The following is an 18,162-nucleotide window of genomic DNA, read 5'->3' on the forward strand; positions in this document are numbered from 1 at the left end:
TCACTCCCTGCTTCCAAGTTTATATCCCATGCCCCGCTTTGTCTCGATAAGATCGCCTGCTCCGATCCCGGCAAGCTTTGCCCGGATACGCGTCATGTTGACACTAAGAGTATTATCGTCAATAAAAATCTGATTGTCCCACAGGTATTCGATGAGATCCGCTCTGGAAACCACCTCTCCCGGATGAAGAAACAAAGCGTTGAGAATCCGAAATTCATTTTTAGAAAGCTCAGCTTCCCTGCCATTTTTACGGATGCTGCAGGACAGCAAATCCAGCGTAACATCCCGATACGTAAGAGTCCTCTCCTCTTCTGCCGGCGCGCCGCTTCGTTTCAGCACCGCCGCGATCCTGGCAAGAAGAATAGGCGCCTGATAGGGTTTTGAAATATAATCGTCACCGCCTCCTGTGATACATTCCAGTTCGTCCATGGAAGTGTTCCTGCTGGTGACAAAAATCACCGGCACGTCGGAAGTATTTCGCAGCTTCCTGCAGACCTGAATTCCGTTTTCCCCCGGAAGATTCACATCCAGCAGCACCAGATCCGGCGATTCCCGCAGAATCTGCCCGGCAGGATCTTCAAAGCTCTGGGGGCACACCGGCTCATAAAGCGCATTCTTCAGAAGGACTTCCAGTTCCTCCCGAATCGCCGGATCATCTTCAATTACCATAATTTTGTACATCTTTTCCCTCCCTTTTCCTGCACCTACCATACCACAGATTTTCCCCAGGGACAAGATAAAGCGGCAGAGCGGATGGACCGCGGCCGCGGGCAAACATCATACCGTTTCCCGCTGCCGTGTTTGCCCGCAGAAAAAAGCCTGACCGTTTTTCCGATCAGGCTCTGCTAACAGACTTCGTCTCCAGATGAAAAGCGGGCCGCCACTGTACAATAGCGGCGGCCAATCTACTATAAAACTTTACTGAGAAAGCTCTTTGTCCGCTCGTTCCGCGGGGAATCAAACAGTTCCGCCGGGGTTCCCTGCTCCATGATAATTCCCTGGTCCATGAAGAACACCCGATCCGCCACTTCTTTGGCGAATCCCATCTCATGGGTTACAATCACCATGGTCATTCCCTTTTCCGCCAGATCCTTCATTACGGCAAGCACTTCTCCAACCATTTCCGGGTCCAGCGCCGAGGTCGGCTCATCAAACAGCATCACTTCCGGATCCATGGCAAGAGCCCGGGCGATGGCGACTCTCTGTTTCTGTCCGCCGGACAGGGCCCTCGGGTAAGCAAGGGCTTTATCTTCAAGGCCTACCGTTTTTAACAAGTCTTTTGCCTTTGCTTCCGCGGCTTCTTTTGACATGCCTTTTACCTTAATGGGCGCCAGAGTCAGGTTGTCCAGCACGGTCATATGTGGAAACAGGTTAAAGCTCTGAAATACCATTCCCAGCTTTTCCCGCACCTTGTCGATGTCCACATCCGGCCGATTGATCTGTTCTCCGTCCAGATACACTTCCCCGCCTGTAGGCTCTTCCAGCAGGTTCAGGCAGCGCAGAAAGGTACTTTTTCCCGATCCCGACGGTCCGATTACGCAGACCACTTCCTGTTCCTTGATTTCCTCGGAAATTCCCTTCAGCACTTCCAGTTTGCCAAAGGATTTTCTCAAATCTTTTACCTTAATCACCCTGCGCCATCCTCCTTTCCAGATACGCCACAATCCGCGACAGAGTAAGCGTCATAATCAGATAGATTACCGCCACTCCGATATATGCCTGAAAGGACAAAAAGGACTGGGAAGCCCATAGCTGTCCCCGCCTTGTAATTTCCACAATTCCCGCTACAGACAGAATCGCTGTTTCTTTTATTAGCGCGATAAACTCGTTTCCAAGAGCCGGAACGATGATTTTAAACGCCTGAGGAATGATGATATAACGCATGGTCTGGGCGCTGCTCATCCCCAGGGAACGGGCCGCCTCGGTCTGTCCGATATCAACCGCCTGAAGCCCGCTGCGGATGATTTCCGCCATATAGGCAGAGCTGTTGACGCCGCAGGCAATAAAACCAATCAGAATTTTAATTTCCCAGTGAAAGGATACGCCAAACCACTCGCTGATAATCTGCGGGATTCCGTACGCCAGAATCAATACCTGCACCAGCAGCGGCGTACCTCTCAGGATGTCCACGTAAATCGTCGCGATTCCCCGCAGAATTTTAAACCGGGACATTTTCGCCATAGCCACCAGAAGTCCCAGTATCAGTCCGATAAACACCGCTACCAGTGAAATCAGCAGGGTGGTCGGCGCGCCTTTTGCCGCTACGATGACTCCTTGTAAATATTCCTGCACCTTATCTCCTCCTGACAAGAATCAACCTTTGACCGCCTGCGCGGCCAAAGGTCTCCTAACAATCCTATTGTATCTCTTATTTATTGAACCATTCATCAACCAGTTTGTCGAACGTGCCGTCTTCCTTGATATTGGCAAGGCCCGCGTTGATCTTCTCAAGAAGCTCCGTATTGCCCTTCTGAACCGCGAATCCGTAGTTTTCCGCGTTCAGAGGTTCGCCGACCATCTTGATTTTATCCGGCTGTTTTTTCATATACGCTTCGGTTACCGGCTTATCGTTGATCACCGCCTGCACATCTCCGTTAAGAAGCTGCATCATCGCGGTATCAAGTCCGTCCAGAATAACAGCCTCCGCGATTTTCCCCTCATCAGCCAGCTCCTGTGTTTTTGTAGCTCCTGTGGTTCCGGTCTGAGCTGCGACTTTCATGTCCGGCGTCAAATCGTCCACGCTCTTGATGGTATTGTTGTCTTCTGTAACCGCAACCATCAGCTTGGATTCATAGTAAGCGTCGCTGAAATCCACCTGCTTTTGCCTTTCCGGATCGTCCTTGTTCATTCCGGCGGCGATAATATCAATGTTTCCCGCCTTCAATGCCGGCACCAGCCCGTCAAAGGTCAGGTTTTCAAAGGTCACTTCAAATCCCTGATCTTCACCGATGGCTTTAATCAGATCCATATCCAGGCCGACAATATTCTGTTCTTCGTCCGTTGTGTCAAACGGTGGGAATGTCGGCTCTGTTCCTACCTTGTAGGTCACTTTCTCCGAATCGCCGGATGTGTTTTCTTCGCTGTCTCCGCCGCCGCAGGCCGCCAGTGAAAAGGCCAGCGCCACGATAAGCAGGACCGCAATGATACTCTTCTTTTTCATTTTTCTTTCTCCCTCTTAAATAAGTGTCGGTTTAATAATTATACGACGCATACAAAAAACATGCAAGAGTAAAGTATCTATTCAACAAAATAAAAAGTGAAAATGACGAGAGGAGTATCAATCGCCCGAATACCGTCACTCATTCAGAGAAAAAACCTGTTCCAGCCATTTTCCGTAATCTCCGATCCATCCGCCGTCACCGCCGAATCCGTGGGGCCAGTCCTGTAAAACGATCCGCTTAGAAGACCGCTGCCATAATCGTATGCCTCCGGAAAATCCTCCGGAGTAGCCAGAGTGTCTTCGGATGTTCCGTCTCTTACTTCCGATTCTTCCCGCAGCTGTGCGGTATTCCCTTCTTGATTTTGCTGTGTACGCATTGTTTCCTCACTTATTTTTTCTTGAGAATCCGCGCCGCTTTCTGACTGCGCGGAACAGCCGGAAAAAAGCAATATTGCCAGCGCGAACAGAATCCCGATTTTTTGATACCTTCGCATGTTTTTTCTCCTTTACCTATCGCTATTGTAAGATAGTTTCAAGGGAAAGTACAATGCAGGTTATGAAATCTGCTATAAGTGAAAATTCTAGTAACCCCGACGCGTTGCGAGTTTCATAAATACAAAGAGATAAACCACTGTCCGAAAACATAAGCTAGATCTGGAGGTGGTTTTATATGGCAGAAAAAAAGCAACAGGAGACAATCCTGGTAAACGGATACGCATATCCTACAATTTCCCGGGAAACTCTGGACGCGTGGCTTGTAGATCTGACGTTTGTCTCCGCGTTTAGTTATGGTTTTACTGCGGACGGACAGCTCATCATTCTTGATGATGAAAATATTACAGAACCTGCAAAAGCAGCGGGAGTGGAGCCTTTAATGGTGCTTACGCCTCTGGACAGGCAGGGCGCGTTCAACAACCAGTTAGCGAAAAGCCTTCTGGAAAACCCGCAGGCGCAGGAAACCCTGATCGCTCAGATCTCGGAAAACATTCGCGGGAAAGGTTTATTTGGCGTAGATTTTGATTTTGAATATGTATTTGCGGAAAATCGGGATCAATATACAGATCTTGTAAGACGAGCAAGAATAAAGCTAAATGAAGAGGGATATCTTGTAACCGTGACCCTTGCCCCGAAAACTTCCGCGGATCAGAAAGGCCTTTTATACCAGGGACATGATTATCGGGGAATGGGGCAGGCGGCCAATTTTGTTCTTTTAATGACATATGAATGGGGATATACCTATGGTCCGCCGATGGCCGTAGCACCGCTGAACCAAGTGCGGCAGGTTATCGAATACGGAGTTACGGAAATTCCTCCCGATCAAATTTTAATGGGAATTCCCAACTATGGTTACGACTGGAAGCTGCCGTTTATAAAAGGCGAGTCGCGGGCGGAAAAAATCTCAAATGACGAAGCATTGGCAAGAGCCGCTTATTACGGAGTTGAAGTACAATTTGACGAGCTGGTGCAATCACCTTATTTTTATTACACAGATGAAAATGGAATCGATCATGTCGTATGGTTTGAGGACGCGCGAAGCCTGCGCGCAAAGCTCGCCCTTGTATCTGAATTCGGGCTGGCCGGCGTCAGCTACTGGAACATTATGAATTTTTTTCAGACCGGATCAGAAGTTCTGCAGGGAATGTATACAGTGGCGAAGGTATAAAGCTCATTTTAAAGGTTTTATTTTCACCACTTAATACCCGTACATGTATTAAGTGGTGAAAATTCGCATCTGACTTAATTTTCCCTGGAAATACCTGTATTGCCACTATCCGTTCCCAGTGCGTATTCCACAAAAAATCGCAGCCCTTCCGCCTGTTCTTCCAATGTCAGACAGACAAGAGCCAGACTCAGCATTCGCAGTTCCTTGGGAACTTCCTTATCTCTGAAAATCCGAAGGCATTCTTCCATCAGCGACATTTTTTCAGCAAACCAGGCCTTAATTCCATGCACACCTGCCGTTCGTTTCCTTTCTCCGGTGGCACAAAAGACGAAGGTCCGCAGGTACTCCCGCTCTGAGGAACCGATGTTTCCTCATCGCTTCTTTTTTTATCAAAAGTATTCCAAAACTCCTGTACTTTTTTCCACTGTTCTTCTGTGAGCTTCATGATACAAATATCCTTTCGGATCCGCAAACTTTTTCACGGAGATCTGTTTGTCCGGAAAATTCACTCTTTCTTTTTACTTTACCCTTTTCCCGCTACGGGAACTGTAACTGCTGTAAACTTTCTTGCCTTTTACTTTTTTATAGGCCCTTACTTTATAGTAATACCGCTTGCCGCGTTTTAAGCGCTTGTTTATGAATTTAGAAGTTCTATGTCCAACGGTTTTGATCCGTTTATAGTTTCCTGACTTTTTCGCTGAACGGTAAACCTGATAGCCGGATACACCGGACACCTTTTTCCATCTTACCGTAATTTTCCGTTTTCCCGCAGTTGTCCGAACGCTTGATGGAGCTTTCGGCTTTGCCGATTCTGATGATGCGGAGGAAAACGGATAGACAGCGCTTCCGTTGTATGCCCGTACTTTATAATAATAGGTCTTTCCTGCTGTAAGGCCTTTATTCTTAAAACTGGTCGTGCCGGAACCAACGGTTTTTACTCTTTTATAGCTGCCGTTCTTTGAAGAGGCCCTGTAAATCTGATAGCCGGATACGCCGGAAATTTTATTCCATTTCACCTGAATCGTTTTATAATTATATCTGGCCGTACTGATTCGCGGAATCCTTCTTGCCATCTTGCTCAGATTGCTCAGTTCCGTCTTCGCCCCGCTCCGGTACAGATCCTTGGCGCTGAACAGAGAATAGCCGCCGCAGCCGTAAGAACGGAGCAGGTTCAGCTGATCCGCCAGGTTGGTGGATTTTTTCTTCCAGCCCGGGTCATCGCTGTATTGAATTCCGATCCGGTAAGAGGCCAGTCCGATATACATATCCGTTCCGTTTTTATTCAGATTTTTCCAGGCTTTCAGACGGTCCGTATACATGGTCGTTTTTCCGCGGCTTCCCCACTGGTTCGTCCAGTAAATCTGCGGAATGATATAGTCGATATATCCGGAGGAAGACAGCCATTTGTCCACGTCCGCCCCTGCGGATCTGCAGTTTTCAATATTTCCCTGGGGGCTGATTCCGAACACCGCGCCGCTGCCCGAGGACTTTACGGTACGGTATACGGATTTTACCATTTGATTGACATTAGAACGTTTTTTCGATGCGGAAGGATCTTGGCTTACTTTTAAAATTTTATCATTATCCCGATTCTTATAGCCTTTTTTAGCGTGATAAAAGTAATCGTCAAAATGAATTCCGTCTACATCATACGCCATCACTTCCCGAACAGCGGTTTCAATCCGCTTCGTGGAGCTTTCATAGGCCGGGTCCAGATAATAATCCATGCTGATCCGGTAAGGATTCATCCAGGCGTGAAGTTCCATGCCTTTGCTGTGCGCCAGCTCCACCATGATTTTCAGAGGATCAAAGGAATAGGTGTCTTTGGCTTTCTTTTTGGAAGAAGCTTTAGAGGTCAGAGAGGACATAGCTTTAAAAGTCGGACTTTTCCAGGCCGCGTCGTCAAAGGCCCTCACATGGAAGTAAACCGTATTGAGCTGATTGGATTTTGCTTTATTCAGAAAAGCGGAAGCCTTTGCCCGAAAGGTTGATTCACGGTTGGTCTTCATCCCCAGAGAACTGAAGTCTACATAGGAAAGCCAGACAGCCCGCACCTCCTGACCGCCGCTTAACGCGCGCGCTTCCTCTGCCCTGTGAAAAGGAACGATCCCCAGGATACTGGTGATTCCAAAGATACATACGGTAATCATGACTGCAATTCGTTTCTTCATAGTCTCCTCACACTTCTTGTTCACACTTGATTTCGATAGTTTTCTAACTCCTGCCGGGCGCCTTTCCGGTACAGATCCTTGGCGCTGAATAAAATATAGCCTTGGCAGCCTTCTTCTCTAAGTATTCGTAACTGCCTGGCAAGATTGTCATCTCGCTTTCCCCACCCGGGATCATCCGAAGCCTTTTCCCCTGCCCGGTAGAGGGCTAGTCCTATATAAAGCCGCACCTCTCGCTCATTCAGGGAAATCCACTCTTTCAGTGTGTCGCTGAACATCTTCTCCCGCCATGTGGCGCTGTGCTGATCCGTCCAGTATATCTGCGGCGCCAGGTAGTCCACATATCCTTCTTCCGACATCCAGGTTTTAATATCCGCTCCGATCGATTCGCAGTATCCGGTGTTTCCGGCCGGGCTGATTCCAAACTGAATTTCCTCTCCGTATTCTTTCACCGTTTCGTAAACCGACCGCACCATCCGGTTGACGTTTTTCATTTTTTCTTCCGCGGAAAGCTCCGCGTCTTCCGTGTAAAAATAGTCGTCAAAGTGAATTCCGTCCACCTCATAGTGATCCAGGATCTCTCTCACGCATGTAAGAATCTCTTCTGTGGATTCCGATGCGGCCGGATCGAGGATCTTCTTGTCAAAATCCGTATTCCGGTAAGGATTCAGCCAGGCGTGAAGCTGCATATTATGTTCATGGGCAAGTTCTGTCATAATTTCCAGCGGATCATAAGGGATTTCCTCCTCTTTGTCCCAGATATACCGGCTCATGGGAAAGGTATCGGACGGATAGGAAGCGTCCCGAAATGCCCGTACATGAAAAAACACCGTATTGACGGAGTTTTTCTCCGCCCGCCTGAAAAATTTTTCCGCGTTTTCCCGGAACTTATCTTCGCTCTTATTATACAGTCCCACTTCCTTAAAGTCCACATAGGCAAGCCAGATTCCCCGGACTTCTTCCCCGATTTCCACCCGGGAATTCTGATTCTGATAAAGCAGCATCCCTGCCGCAAATCCCGCGAAAACCAGCAGTGCTAAAGCTGCGGCCTGTATCTTCCGTTTTCTGCGGCGAAGCTGCTTTGAGCCGCTCCTTCTCTTTCGCCCTTTTTTCTTCATACCAGCCGATTCCGCCTTTCTCCCTTCAGAAAGCTTTCCAGATTCGCCCCACAGGTGTCTACAACCGTTTTTCTGGTTTCATAGGGGGTGAATGCCACATGGGGCGTAATCCAGCAGTTTTCCAGTCCAATCAGAGGGTTTGCCTCTTCAGGCGGTTCCGGTTCCATTACATCCAGGCCGGCGGCGGTCAGTTTTCCCGAAGTCAGAGCCTCCGCCAGAGCCCCCGCGTCCACCAGACCGCCCCGGGCGGTATTCAGAAGGATCGCGCCGTCCTTCATATTTTCGATAAAGCTTTTATCCACCAGATGCCTGGTTTCCGGCGTCAGCGGACAGTGGAGGGATACCACATCCGATTCCACCGTTTCCTGAGGGGAACGGCTGTAGATATTTACTTTCATACCAAACGCTCCCGCAAGTTCCGCCACCTTTTTCCCGATATTTCCATATCCTACGATTCCCATGGATTTTCCGGAAAGCAGGGTCAGGGGCGCGGTTTCCCGGAGCGTCTCTTTACAGGAACTCCAGTCCCCGGAAAAGACGCCCTGCCGGTACGCTTCCACCCGGTTGGTAATGGAAAGCAGCAGAGCCACTGTATGCTGCGCCACCGCGTCCGTGGAGTAGGCGGGTACGTTGGTCACCGCGATTCCCAGCCGCGCGGCAGCCTGCAGATCCACATGGTTATATCCCGTTGCCGCGATTCCGATAAACTTCAGCGACGGGCTGCGCTCCATCTCCTTTCTTCCCAGCGGCACGGAGTCAAGGAACACCGCTTCCGCTCCGTGAAGCCTATCTGTGATTTCTTCTTCTGACGTTCTCTTGTAATCCTTGAACTCTCCCAGTTTTTCAATCGGCTCCCAGGAAATATCACCCGGATTCACCTCTGAACTGTCTAAAAACACAATTTTCATCTATCCCTCCTGATCGAGTTTCTCTAAAAGGCTCCTTATTTTCTGCTCCGTCCTTTTGCTCTTTTTTCCCTTCATGGTCACCACCAGATTGTCCAGGCGGAACACCTCTCTGCACAACCCGGTCAGCTCTTCTGCCGTAACCCTTTCATAGGCCTTTTTCCTCTCATCCAGCCGGGTGCTGGTTTTCCCCAGAATATGTCCCTCGTACGCCTGCGCCCAGTTCAGATTTGAAGCGTGATCCAGAATCAGTTCTCCATTGTCAATATATACAGGCTTTACATAATCCAGTTCATCTCCCAACCCCTGTTTCAGGCCGCAAAGCAGTTCCACGACAATTTCCACGGACTCCAGCAGTCTGGAAGGCTGAACCTCATACTGAAAATACAAATTTCCGATATTGCTGTACTGCTCCATACCGGGATCAAAACTGTAAATACAGCCTGACTGCTCGGACAGCGCCTGATGGACTTTGGCGTTTTCACAGTCAAACAGGATATCATAAAGCAGCATATATGCTGCCTGGCTGCAGCGGTTCGTATCAAGGTCAAAGGAAAAGCGCACCAGAGTGTCTTTACTCTGTTTAACGGCAATCTGCCCGTTTCTGCGGAAAAACCGTTCCGGCACCGGCGCCAGATTCCGCCGCACTTTCTTTCCCTCATTCAGTTCGAAGGATTCAACGGATCTGCTCAGGAATTCAATATCCTCCTCTTCCACGCAGCCGGTCATGTAAAAAAACAGATTGTTCGTGGAAAACAGTTCCCTGTGAGCCTGCTGCAGATGTTTTTTTCCCATCCGATCCAGCCGGGTGCTTTTTCCGGTTATCGTCTGCGCGAGAGACGTTCCCTCCCAGACAATACCTCCGGTAAAAAACTCCAGCGAAGATCGTTCGTCATCTTCCCGGATTTCCGCCTTAATCCGTCTGCGTTCAATATCAATTTCCGCTGCCGGAAGGACAATAGGTTCAAACAGCTTTGTAAACACCGCAATCGCCTCCCGCAGATGCTTTTTCGCTCCGGTGATCTCAAACTGGATGAACTCCTTGTAGGTACACGCGTTGAACATCAGTCCCCGCCTGTCCAGGTAAGGATACAGTCCTCCGTCCATCAGCCAGTTGATATTGCGGATTACAATGTGCTCCAGGAAATGAGAGATCCCGTTTTCTTCCTCCCCTTCGTACAGGCTGCCTGCCCTCAGATACAGGCTGAGACAGAAACTGTGCAGGTGCTCTCCGGAATCGCAGAAAATTTCAATTCCGTTTCTGGTTACCTTCCGCTGTTCCATTTACTTCCTGCTCTCCAGGTACGCCGCCCTGCCTTCCTGATACAAATCGCCTCCCGCGCTGTCCAGAACAACCGTAACCGGAAAATCCTCCACCTGCAGTCTGCGTACAGCTTCCGGCCCCAGGTCTTCAAAGGCGACAATTTCAGCGGATTTTACCTTCTGCGCCATCAGAGCCCCCGCTCCGCCGATGGCCGCGAAATAAACGGCTCCGTTTCGGATAGCCGCGTCTTTCACCTCCTGGGAGCGCTGTCCCTTTCCGATCATAGCGGTTTCCCCCAAATCCAGCAGCGTAGGCGCGTAAGCGTCCATCCGGTAGCTGGTTGTAGGGCCTGCCGCTCCGATGGGGTTTCCCGGCTTTTCCGGCGTCGGGCCCACGTAATAGATCACCGCGTCCTTTACTTCAAAAGGCAGCGGCTCCTGATTCTCTATCATCTCGATCAGACGCTTGTGGGCCGCGTCCCTGGCTGTATAAATGGTACCGGTGAGAAATACAGTATCGCCGGCTCTTAAGGGTTCTAATTTTTCTTTTGTAAATGGCTCTCTGATTCGATATTCCATAGTTCCTCCCGCATGTCTTTCTATAACGTCCGCTCCGCATGTCTGCTGACATGGCAGTTAATATTCACAGCGACCGGAAGCCCCGCGATGTGAGTCGGAGCGGTTTTAATCTTTACCGACAGCGCCGTTGTTTCGCCGCCAAAGCCCTGGGGGCCAATCCCCAGATCGTTGATTCTTCTGAGCAGTTTCTCTTCCATTTCCGCGTAAAAGGCGTCCGGATTCGGTCTGTCAAAAGGAATCAGCAGCGCTTCCTTCGCCATCAGCGCAGCTTTGTCAAAGGTGCCTCCAATTCCAACGCCCACTACGATCGGCGGACACGGATTCGCTCCGGCTTCCTCACAGGTCTTCACAATAAAATCCATGACGCCTTCCGCCCCCGCTGACGGCGGCAGCATTTTGATCCGGCTCATATTCTCCGACCCGAACCCTTTCGCGGCAAAAGTGATTTTCACCTGTTCCCCCGGAACAATCTCATAATGGATATGGGCCGGCGTATTGTCTCCGGTATTGATCCTGCGTAGCGGGTCTCTTACCACCGACCTTCTCAGGTAACCATCCCGGTAGCCCCTGCGCACTCCTTCGTTTACCGCGTCTTCCACAAAGCCCCCTGTCAGATGCACATCCTGTCCGATTTCCAGGAACACGCAGGCAAGGCCTGTGTCCTGGCACAACGGGAATACGCCTTCTTCCGCGATTCCGATATTTTCTTCTATCTTTTCCAAAACGCTTTTCGCGACCGGCCATGGCTCTTCCTGCGCCCGTTTTTGGATCGCGCATTTTACATCTTCTCCCAGAAAATAGTTGGATTCTCTCGCCATTTCCGCAACCGCGTCCGCGATTTCTTTCACATCAACTGACCTCATAGCCTCTCCTCCATAAAAGTTCTGTGTTCTACTATTATACGAAAAAATACGCATCTTGGGAAGCCCTTCCGCATACACTGGTAGCATTTAAAGTGCGGAGGAAACTATGCAGCGAAACAGAAAAAACAGGAGCAGAAAAAGAAAGCCGGCAGTACGGACAGGAAGACGTACAGCTCCGCCTGTCCTTAAATCCGCGGCCATTCTCGTCGTCGCCATCATTTTTATCCTGATTATCATTCCCTTTACCATTACCATGGTTTTTACCTCTGATTCACAGGAAGGCACAAAAAAAGAGAACCGTGATCCCGGCGCCCAGCCGGAAGAAACAATTACAGATACTGCCGCTGTTCCAAAAACTATTCGCGTACAGAGAGAGGACAGCGGAAAGCGTGAGAAAATAGAATTTGAAGAATACGTAAAAGGCGTTGTCGCCAGCGAAATGCCTTCGGATTTTGAGGAGGAAGCCCTGAAAGCACAGGCAGTGGCAGCTCGCACCTACTCTCTCGCCAAAGTACAAAACGCGAAAAAAAACGGAAATTCCTCTACCCATCCAAAGGCGCCCGTGTGCGACACCGTCCACTGTCAGGTTTATCAGGACAAAGCCCAGCTGAAGAAAGGGAAAGGCGCGGACTGGATGAGGTCAGACTGGGAAAAAATATCCGCGGCTGTCGAGGATACAAAGGGACAGCTCCTTTATTATGACGGCCAGCTGGTCCAGCAGGCGCTGTTTCATTCTTCCAGCGGCGGAAAAACAGAAAACTGCGAAGACGTCTTTGCCTCCGCAGTCCCTTACCTTGTCAGTGTGGAAAGCCCTTACGAAGAAGACGCCACCCATAAAAAAGAAACCCTGACCCTGTCCCTTTCCGAGTTTTCCGCAAAAATCAAAGCTTCCTATCCGGATATCAGCTTCGGAACAATCCCTTCCGGCGGGATCAAAATCCTCTCCCGCAGCAGCGGTGGACGGGTCGATCAAATGCGAATCGGAAACGGGACGGTTACCGGAAAACAGGTTCGGGAGGCGCTTGGTCTCTATTCCGCCAACTTTACCATCTCCACAGGAAAGGATACCATCACCTTTACTACCACAGGGTCCGGCCACGGAGTGGGAATGAGCCAGTACGGCGCCAACGGCATGGCAAAAGAAGGTTACTCCTATAAAGAAATCCTCCAGCACTATTACAGCGGAACCACCATAGCTGGCGGCAGTTAAAAACGATTTCATACCCCGGATATTTTTTCCACGCGATATCCGGCCTGTTCCAACGCCCTGGCGATTTGTCTCTCATCCACTTCTCTGTCATAAGAAACAACCGCCTCGCCTCTGGCAAGGCTTACAGAAGCGGAAGCCCCATCTATACGGTTGATTGCGTTTGTCACGTTATTGACACAGTGTTCACAGTGCATACCGGAAATTGTTACGACTTTTTTCCCCAGAACCCTTCCTTCCAGCTTTTTTTCCCGCACAGGGACAGGGCTTCCGCCGCCTCCGCAGCATCCCCCTTTTTTCGATCTCCTTCGGATACCGATGATGGCCAGCGCCAGCACCGCAATTACAATCAGGATTCCAATAATATTATTCATGCTTTTTCCTCCCTTTCCGTCAGGTAAACACAGAAAACCGTAAGAGACCGGAGGGCTTCCGGTCTCTTATATCTTGTTATAAAGCTATTTTTCGCTGTGGCATCCGCATTCGTGTTGGGAATGCTCCAGATGCTTGAGATTCTTCACGGCACAGCTTCCGCCTGCCGGACAGCCGATACATTTATGCCCTTTTTTTCTGGCTCTCACAAGATAGGCTACCGCAGCACCGATGATAATTACCAGTACGATTACCGCAATAACTGTACTCATGCCGCAGCGCCTCCCTTTTTATGCAGGGCGCCAAACTCCGCTTCCAGTTTGCGATTGGAGCGAATCACAATCATCACTACGATTGCCGCCATGGCAAGTACCGCGATCAGACCCGGGAAGAATCCAACGCCGACGCTTCCGGTTGTAATAATAGTTCCCACCTGATATACCAGGAACGCCACTGTATAACCAGTGGCCAGCTGCAGGCCGATGCCGCCCCACAGCCACTTCTTGCTGCCCAGTTCCGAATTCATCGCGCCGATTGCCGCAAAGCAAGGAGGCGTGTACAGATTGAACATCAGGCAGGCCAGAGCCGCTGCGGAAGTAAGGCCAAAGGTCATGGCAACTTCTCCCGCCCCGCCGGTCAGCGCCAGTTCCTCTGTATCAATAAACGCGGACAGTCCGTAAACTACCGCCAGCGTGCCAACCACATTCTCTTTGGCGATAAAGCCTGTGATCGCCGCCGCTGCCATCTGCCATACGCCGAAGCCCAACGGAATCAGCAGTACCGCAAACGGAGTCGCGATGGTCGCCAGAATGGAAGTATTCTCCATGCCTTCTTCCACCAGCTGCAGCTGCCAGTTGAAGGACTGCATGATCTGAACCACCGCGTTGCATACCAGAATAATGGTCGCCGCTTTGATAATGTAAGCCTTCGCGCGTCCCAGCATGGAAAAGGCTGCCCTCTTAAGGCTCGGAATTTTATATTCCGGCAGTTCCATAATAAAGAAAGATTTTCTGTATTTATGACCTGTAATTTGTTTAATCAGCAGGGCTCCGAGGAAAATCAGGGCGATTCCCACAAAGTACACCAGCGTGCTGACCCAGGAAGCGCCTCCGAAGAATACCGCCGCGAAAAGAGCGATAACCGGAATTTTGGCGCCGCAGGGCATAAAGGTCGCCAGCATGGCGGTCGCTCTTCTTTCCCTTTCATCCCGGATCGTACGGCTTGCCATAATTCCCGGGATCCCGCATCCTGTTGTAATGATAAACGGAATGATGGATTTTCCGGAAAGGCCGACTCTTTTGAAAATCGGGTCCATTACAACGCTGACACGAGCCATATAACCGCAGTCTTCCAGCAAAGCAATCAGGAAGTACATTACCATTACCAGAGGCAGGAAGCCTACTACCGCGCCTACGCCGCCTACAATGCCGTCCGCCAGCAGCGCCTGCAGGAACGGTGAAGTGTTTTCAAGGAGTCCGGATACCCATCCCTGGAACGTTTCGATCCAGCCCACCAGCCAGTCCGCGATAAGAGGGCCCACTTTTGACTGAGAAATCCAGAATACCGCCCACATAACCGCCGCGAAAATAATGATTCCTGCTACTTTATTGGTAAGAATCCGGTCTACCTGGTCCTGTTTTGTGGTATCTTTCGTAAGAATCTTTCTGCTTTCAACTTCACCCACAATTCCGTTTACAAAAGCAAAGCGCTTTCTGTCCTCAGCGTCTACCGCCTTTTTGTCGGTCATGTCAATATCCGCCTGCAGATACGGAGCTTTCTGCCCCTTCCCGCTCAGTGAAACTGCCTGCTTCATCACTTCGCTCAGACCCTTGCTGCTGGTGGAAACCGTTTCGATTACCGGGCAGTTCAGCTTTTCCGCCAGAAGCTTTGTATTGATTTTGGTTCCCTGCTTCTCATTGATATCACTTTTATTCAGCGCTACAATCACCGGGATTCCCAATTCCAGAAGCTGTGTGGTAAAGAACAGACTCCGGCTCAGATTAGTCGCGTCCACGATATTGATAATCGCGTCCGGATTTTCGTTTCTGACAAAACCGCTTGTAATACTTTCTTCCGGAGTGAACGGAGACATAGAATAGGCTCCCGGAAGATCCACCGCGATAAGCTCCTCCAACGCGCCGCTGGAAAACTCTTTCTTAATCGGACTTTCCTTCTTTCCGATTGTAACCCCGGCCCAGTTACCAACGTGTTCACTTTTCCCTGTCAGCGCATTGTACATCGTCGTCTTGCCGCTGTTCGGGTTGCCGGCAAAAGCAATTCTCATGATACATCCTCCTGTTTTATAGTGTCTTAAAGATTGCGTTTGTAGTTATACAGGGCTAACCATAACCCATAAAAAATAGTGACCACCGCCACTATTTCTATATCAAAACGGCCTCTGCAATACCGTTGTCGATATTATACCTTCCATCCTTGATGGACACGACGCAGCCGCCCTTCAGATGTGAAATCACCGTGATGGGCTCTCCGCTGTAACATCCCAGACGAAACAGGAACGATTCCAGTTCTTCATCGTCCGTTCGGATTTCCTTTACAATATAAGTTTCGCCAATAGTAGCTTCGCTCAAATTCATAATTCTCTCCTCACCGTCTTCTAAAAATCAAACACTTGCCTGGACAAACCTTATATTATGCAGGCCATCCTATGGTTAGTAACTTCTAACTACATCCTTAGTTTAGTACAAAAGAAAATCTTTGTCAACGCTTTTCTTCCAGAAGCAGACAGAAATTTAAAAGTTTTAGTTAAAAAAGAAAATCGCTTTCAAAAAAGAACAACTGACCCGCTACGCAACAGGTCAGTTGTCCTATAAATGTTATTGAGTAAAGGTTGTTTGCTTGATAATTGCTTGTTTCCATCCCTAAAAGTTTGATGCAACTAACTAGGTTAGTTATAACTTACCACTTTTTCTACAGTTTGTCAACCTGTTTTTTATAATTAGATAATTTTCCTTCCTCTCATGCCGGATTTCAAGCCCGAACAGCAAATTCCTCTATATCCGAATCTGCTCCGCGATCTGCCTGCTCAAAGCAGTCCGCATATCCTCCGAGATAATAACCACTCCCCCTTCATACGCTGATATAATTCTCACTTTCGCGCCGGGGATTAAACCGATACTCCTGGCAAATGCTTTGGTTTTTTCATCCCCGTTTACCTCCTGAATTGTTTGTTCTGTTCCTGCGGGCGCTGACCATAATGTTATCATCTTATCTTCTCCTTCCTGCCTGTTTTGGTGGTCCATCGCTCCATACAACCGGAGCTTCTGTTTACACGCCCATTATACCTATAGGGGTATATGTTGTCAAGTTTTGCGCGAATCCGTTAAATATCGTCAGAGCGATATTTTCCGGATCATAAAAAGAGCGCAGCACGGTCTCTGCGCTCTTTTCCTGTTACTTACTTTCTTCCACCAAATCTTCCGTAGCCATCACATACAGCGCTCTGGCGTAAATCCGGCTGAGCATCAGGAGTCTCTCGCAGGAAATATGCTCATCCTGTTTGTGAAAGCAAAGCTCTTCCCCCGGGATGGATGGGCCGTAAGGAATAAAGTTTTCCAGTATCCTCGCATAAGAGCCGCTGCCATGAGCAATCGGTTTGCTCTCCGCATCACCGGTCATTTCCTGATAAATTTTGACTAGCCTTTTTATCAGAGACCCGTCCGGATCTACATAAAAATGAGGATTCCGCATCAGAATCTGGCACTCGCATCCGGCGTCTTCCGCCGCCTTCCCAAGCTTTTTCTCCAGTTCCTCCACCTGCTGTGAAACCGGATAGCGAATATTCATTCCCGCGGAAAAAGAGTTCTCATCAAGGCGAATGATTCCCAGATTATTGGTGAGCGCGCCGCTGGCATCCTCAAACGAGATTCCCAGTCCGCTGCCGTCTGTATCAAAGGCAATCTGTTCTGCCAGTCTATGGAGACTCCGGCATAGAGACTCCGGATAAAAATCAATGTCCCGCAGCACCTGCAGCATCAGCGCTCCGGCATTTACTCCGATTTCCGGCGAAGACGCATGGGCGGACTTTCCCTCAATCGTAAGGGTGAGCCTGTTTCCAGTCTCGGACAGGGAAAACCCGGAATTCTCAAGAAGGCTTTCTGCCGCGCGCCGGATTTTCCCGAGCTGTTCGGCGCTTCCCTCAAATACGGCCTCAGCCTTTGGCATTACCACATTCAGCGCTTCGCCTCCGGTGAAATGCGTTAAAACCGGAAGCCGCGAATCCGTTTCCTCCACAGAAAGATTTTTTACAAAGGAAAAATTCAGAAAGCCTTTTTCCGCAAAGACAGCGGGGAATCTGGCATCCGGCACAATTCCACATACCGGCATCTTCTCTACGTGGTCTTTATAATAGCAGATGCAAGGGAAATCCCCCAATTCCTCATTTGTGCCGATGATATGCTTTATCTGCCGCTTCAAAGGGACGCCGCTTTCCTTCAGCGCCAGACAGGCGTAGAATGCGGCAATGAAGCAGCCTTTGTCATCCACTGCCCCTCTCCCATAAATAACTCCATCTTCGATTTCTCCTCCGTAAGGATCATGGGTCCATCCGTCGCCTTCCGGCACTACGTCCATATGGCTGATTACGCCCGCGGCCTCTTCTCCCTGTCCAAAATTGATTTCACCTGCCCGATAATCGAAATTTACGCATTCAAATTCCTTTTCCTCTCCCAGTCTCATAGCAAAATCAAAGGCCTGCCTGGGCCCGACTCCAAATGGCGCGTTTTCCTCCGCTGGTCCGTAAACTGATTTAATCCGAATTAACTCGCGCAGTTTTTCAATCATCTCCGGATGATAAGCTTCAAGGAGCGAATCGATTTGTTTTTCCCATTCTTTTTTCATGCTCAGC

The 18,162-nt window shown here is 49.5% G+C and carries 20 protein-coding genes; 2 read left to right on the plus strand and 18 right to left on the minus strand.

From position 1 onward, the window contains the following. The 5 genes from H9L42_RS11415 to H9L42_RS11435 form a co-directional block, all read right to left on the minus strand. On the minus strand, positions 1 to 681 hold the full coding sequence (locus tag H9L42_RS11415) for a response regulator transcription factor (protein ID WP_187303527.1): 681 nt from the start codon (positions 679 to 681) through the stop codon (positions 1 to 3). 227 nt (positions 682 to 908) lie between these two features. After that, positions 909 to 1,631: an ATP-binding cassette domain-containing protein gene (locus H9L42_RS11420; protein ID WP_187303528.1), complete on the minus strand. Its 723-nt coding sequence runs from the start codon at positions 1,629 to 1,631 to the stop codon at positions 909 to 911. After that, complete coding sequence (locus H9L42_RS11425; protein WP_187303529.1) at positions 1,624 to 2,292, minus strand: ABC transporter permease subunit; 669 nt, start codon at positions 2,290 to 2,292, stop codon at positions 1,624 to 1,626. Before H9L42_RS11425 ends, H9L42_RS11420 begins: the two co-directional genes overlap by 8 nt. Before the next feature lie 76 nt (positions 2,293 to 2,368). After that, a complete protein-coding gene (locus H9L42_RS11430; protein ID WP_187303530.1) occupies positions 2,369 to 3,160 on the minus strand; it encodes a basic amino acid ABC transporter substrate-binding protein in 792 nt (263 codons plus the stop codon). 143 nt (positions 3,161 to 3,303) lie between these two features. Next, complete coding sequence (locus H9L42_RS11435; protein ID WP_187303531.1) at positions 3,304 to 3,654, minus strand: hypothetical protein; 351 nt, start codon at positions 3,652 to 3,654, stop codon at positions 3,304 to 3,306. A gap of 176 nt (positions 3,655 to 3,830) precedes the next feature. Between H9L42_RS11435 and H9L42_RS11440 the strand changes: the two genes are divergently transcribed. Further along, positions 3,831 to 4,823, plus strand: a complete 993-nt coding sequence (locus H9L42_RS11440) for a glycosyl hydrolase family 18 protein (protein ID WP_187303532.1) — start codon at positions 3,831 to 3,833, stop codon at positions 4,821 to 4,823. Between the two features lie 74 nt (positions 4,824 to 4,897). Here the strand turns inward: H9L42_RS11440 and H9L42_RS11445 are convergent, their stop codons facing one another. The 7 genes from H9L42_RS11445 to H9L42_RS11475 form a co-directional block, all read right to left on the minus strand. Next, on the minus strand, positions 4,898 to 5,113 hold the full coding sequence (locus tag H9L42_RS11445; protein WP_187303533.1) for a hypothetical protein: 216 nt from the start codon (positions 5,111 to 5,113) through the stop codon (positions 4,898 to 4,900). A 228-nt stretch (positions 5,114 to 5,341) separates the two neighbouring features. Then, a complete protein-coding gene (locus H9L42_RS11450; protein WP_187303534.1) occupies positions 5,342 to 6,994 on the minus strand; it encodes a family 10 glycosylhydrolase in 1,653 nt (550 codons plus the stop codon). 20 nt (positions 6,995 to 7,014) lie between these two features. Further along, on the minus strand, positions 7,015 to 8,109 hold the full coding sequence (locus H9L42_RS11455; protein ID WP_187303535.1) for a glycoside hydrolase family 10-like protein: 1,095 nt from the start codon (positions 8,107 to 8,109) through the stop codon (positions 7,015 to 7,017). After that, positions 8,106 to 9,017 (minus strand): D-2-hydroxyacid dehydrogenase, encoded by a 912-nt coding sequence (locus H9L42_RS11460; RefSeq protein WP_187303536.1) that lies wholly within the window; start codon positions 9,015 to 9,017, stop codon positions 8,106 to 8,108. Before H9L42_RS11460 ends, H9L42_RS11455 begins: the two co-directional genes overlap by 4 nt. Next, positions 9,018 to 10,298 (minus strand): M16 family metallopeptidase, encoded by a 1,281-nt coding sequence (locus tag H9L42_RS11465; RefSeq protein ID WP_187303537.1) that lies wholly within the window; start codon positions 10,296 to 10,298, stop codon positions 9,018 to 9,020. Further along, positions 10,299 to 10,856 carry a Fe-S-containing hydro-lyase gene (locus tag H9L42_RS11470; protein ID WP_187303538.1) on the minus strand — a complete coding sequence of 186 codons (558 nt, stop codon included), beginning with the start codon at positions 10,854 to 10,856 and terminating at the stop codon, positions 10,299 to 10,301. Between the two features lie 20 nt (positions 10,857 to 10,876). Further along, positions 10,877 to 11,719, minus strand: a complete 843-nt coding sequence (locus H9L42_RS11475; RefSeq protein ID WP_187303539.1) for a fumarate hydratase — start codon at positions 11,717 to 11,719, stop codon at positions 10,877 to 10,879. Positions 11,720 to 11,825: 106 nt separating this feature from the next. On the opposite strand from H9L42_RS11475, the gene spoIID reads away from it, so the two are divergent. After that, a complete protein-coding gene (spoIID, locus tag H9L42_RS11480; protein ID WP_187303540.1) occupies positions 11,826 to 12,929 on the plus strand; it encodes a stage II sporulation protein D in 1,104 nt (367 codons plus the stop codon). Positions 12,930 to 12,937: 8 nt separating this feature from the next. Here spoIID and H9L42_RS11485 read toward each other — a convergent pair whose 3' ends face one another. From H9L42_RS11485 to H9L42_RS11510, 6 genes are all read right to left on the minus strand, one after another. Continuing rightward, positions 12,938 to 13,300, minus strand: coding sequence for a heavy-metal-associated domain-containing protein (locus H9L42_RS11485; protein ID WP_187303541.1), 363 nt, complete (start codon positions 13,298 to 13,300; stop codon positions 12,938 to 12,940). A gap of 84 nt (positions 13,301 to 13,384) precedes the next feature. Then, positions 13,385 to 13,570, minus strand: a complete 186-nt coding sequence (locus H9L42_RS11490; protein ID WP_187303542.1) for a FeoB-associated Cys-rich membrane protein — start codon at positions 13,568 to 13,570, stop codon at positions 13,385 to 13,387. Continuing rightward, positions 13,567 to 15,582 carry a ferrous iron transporter B gene (gene feoB / locus H9L42_RS11495; protein WP_187303543.1) on the minus strand — a complete coding sequence of 672 codons (2,016 nt, stop codon included), beginning with the start codon at positions 15,580 to 15,582 and terminating at the stop codon, positions 13,567 to 13,569. The genes H9L42_RS11490 and feoB overlap by 4 nt, the downstream gene beginning before the upstream one ends. A 97-nt stretch (positions 15,583 to 15,679) precedes the next feature. Beyond that, positions 15,680 to 15,892, minus strand: a complete 213-nt coding sequence (locus H9L42_RS11500) for a FeoA family protein (protein ID WP_187303544.1) — start codon at positions 15,890 to 15,892, stop codon at positions 15,680 to 15,682. 417 nt (positions 15,893 to 16,309) lie between these two features. Next, a complete protein-coding gene (locus tag H9L42_RS11505; protein ID WP_187303545.1) occupies positions 16,310 to 16,522 on the minus strand; it encodes a FeoA family protein in 213 nt (70 codons plus the stop codon). A 187-nt stretch (positions 16,523 to 16,709) separates the two neighbouring features. Next, positions 16,710 to 18,155 carry a Sapep family Mn(2+)-dependent dipeptidase gene (locus tag H9L42_RS11510; RefSeq protein ID WP_187303546.1) on the minus strand — a complete coding sequence of 482 codons (1,446 nt, stop codon included), beginning with the start codon at positions 18,153 to 18,155 and terminating at the stop codon, positions 16,710 to 16,712. Positions 18,156 to 18,162: the final 7 nt, after the last annotated feature.

The sequence above is a fragment of the Zhenpiania hominis genome (assembly GCF_014333425.1).
Taxonomy (GTDB): Bacteria; Bacillota; Clostridia; order Peptostreptococcales; family Anaerovoracaceae; genus Hominibacterium; species Hominibacterium hominis.

Bases quoted from the DNA above. Each gene is read 5' to 3' on its own strand.
- H9L42_RS11500 (WP_187303544.1), bottom strand. From the start codon at position 15,892: ATGAATTTGAGCGAAGCTACTATTGGCGAAACTTATATTGTAAAGGAA.
- H9L42_RS11465 (WP_187303537.1), bottom strand. From the start codon at position 10,298: ATGGAACAGCGGAAGGTAACCAGAAACGGAATTGAAATTTTCTGCGAT.
- H9L42_RS11450 (WP_187303534.1), bottom strand. From the start codon at position 6,994: ATGAAGAAACGAATTGCAGTCATGATTACCGTATGTATCTTTGGAATC.
- H9L42_RS11430 (WP_187303530.1), bottom strand. From the start codon at position 3,160: ATGAAAAAGAAGAGTATCATTGCGGTCCTGCTTATCGTGGCGCTGGCC.
- H9L42_RS11485 (WP_187303541.1), bottom strand. From the start codon at position 13,300: ATGAATAATATTATTGGAATCCTGATTGTAATTGCGGTGCTGGCGCTG.
- H9L42_RS11455 (WP_187303535.1), bottom strand. From the start codon at position 8,109: ATGAAGAAAAAAGGGCGAAAGAGAAGGAGCGGCTCAAAGCAGCTTCGC.
- H9L42_RS11475 (WP_187303539.1), bottom strand. From the start codon at position 11,719: ATGAGGTCAGTTGATGTGAAAGAAATCGCGGACGCGGTTGCGGAAATG.
- H9L42_RS11510 (WP_187303546.1), bottom strand. From the start codon at position 18,155: ATGAAAAAAGAATGGGAAAAACAAATCGATTCGCTCCTTGAAGCTTAT.
- H9L42_RS11505 (WP_187303545.1), bottom strand. From the start codon at position 16,522: ATGATAACATTATGGTCAGCGCCCGCAGGAACAGAACAAACAATTCAG.
- H9L42_RS11440 (WP_187303532.1), top strand. From the start codon at position 3,831: ATGGCAGAAAAAAAGCAACAGGAGACAATCCTGGTAAACGGATACGCA.
- H9L42_RS11470 (WP_187303538.1), bottom strand. From the start codon at position 10,856: ATGGAATATCGAATCAGAGAGCCATTTACAAAAGAAAAATTAGAACCC.
- spoIID (WP_187303540.1), top strand. From the start codon at position 11,826: ATGCAGCGAAACAGAAAAAACAGGAGCAGAAAAAGAAAGCCGGCAGTA.
- H9L42_RS11490 (WP_187303542.1), bottom strand. From the start codon at position 13,570: ATGAGTACAGTTATTGCGGTAATCGTACTGGTAATTATCATCGGTGCT.
- H9L42_RS11415 (WP_187303527.1), bottom strand. From the start codon at position 681: ATGTACAAAATTATGGTAATTGAAGATGATCCGGCGATTCGGGAGGAA.
- feoB (WP_187303543.1), bottom strand. From the start codon at position 15,582: ATGAGAATTGCTTTTGCCGGCAACCCGAACAGCGGCAAGACGACGATG.
- H9L42_RS11435 (WP_187303531.1), bottom strand. From the start codon at position 3,654: ATGCGAAGGTATCAAAAAATCGGGATTCTGTTCGCGCTGGCAATATTG.
- H9L42_RS11460 (WP_187303536.1), bottom strand. From the start codon at position 9,017: ATGAAAATTGTGTTTTTAGACAGTTCAGAGGTGAATCCGGGTGATATT.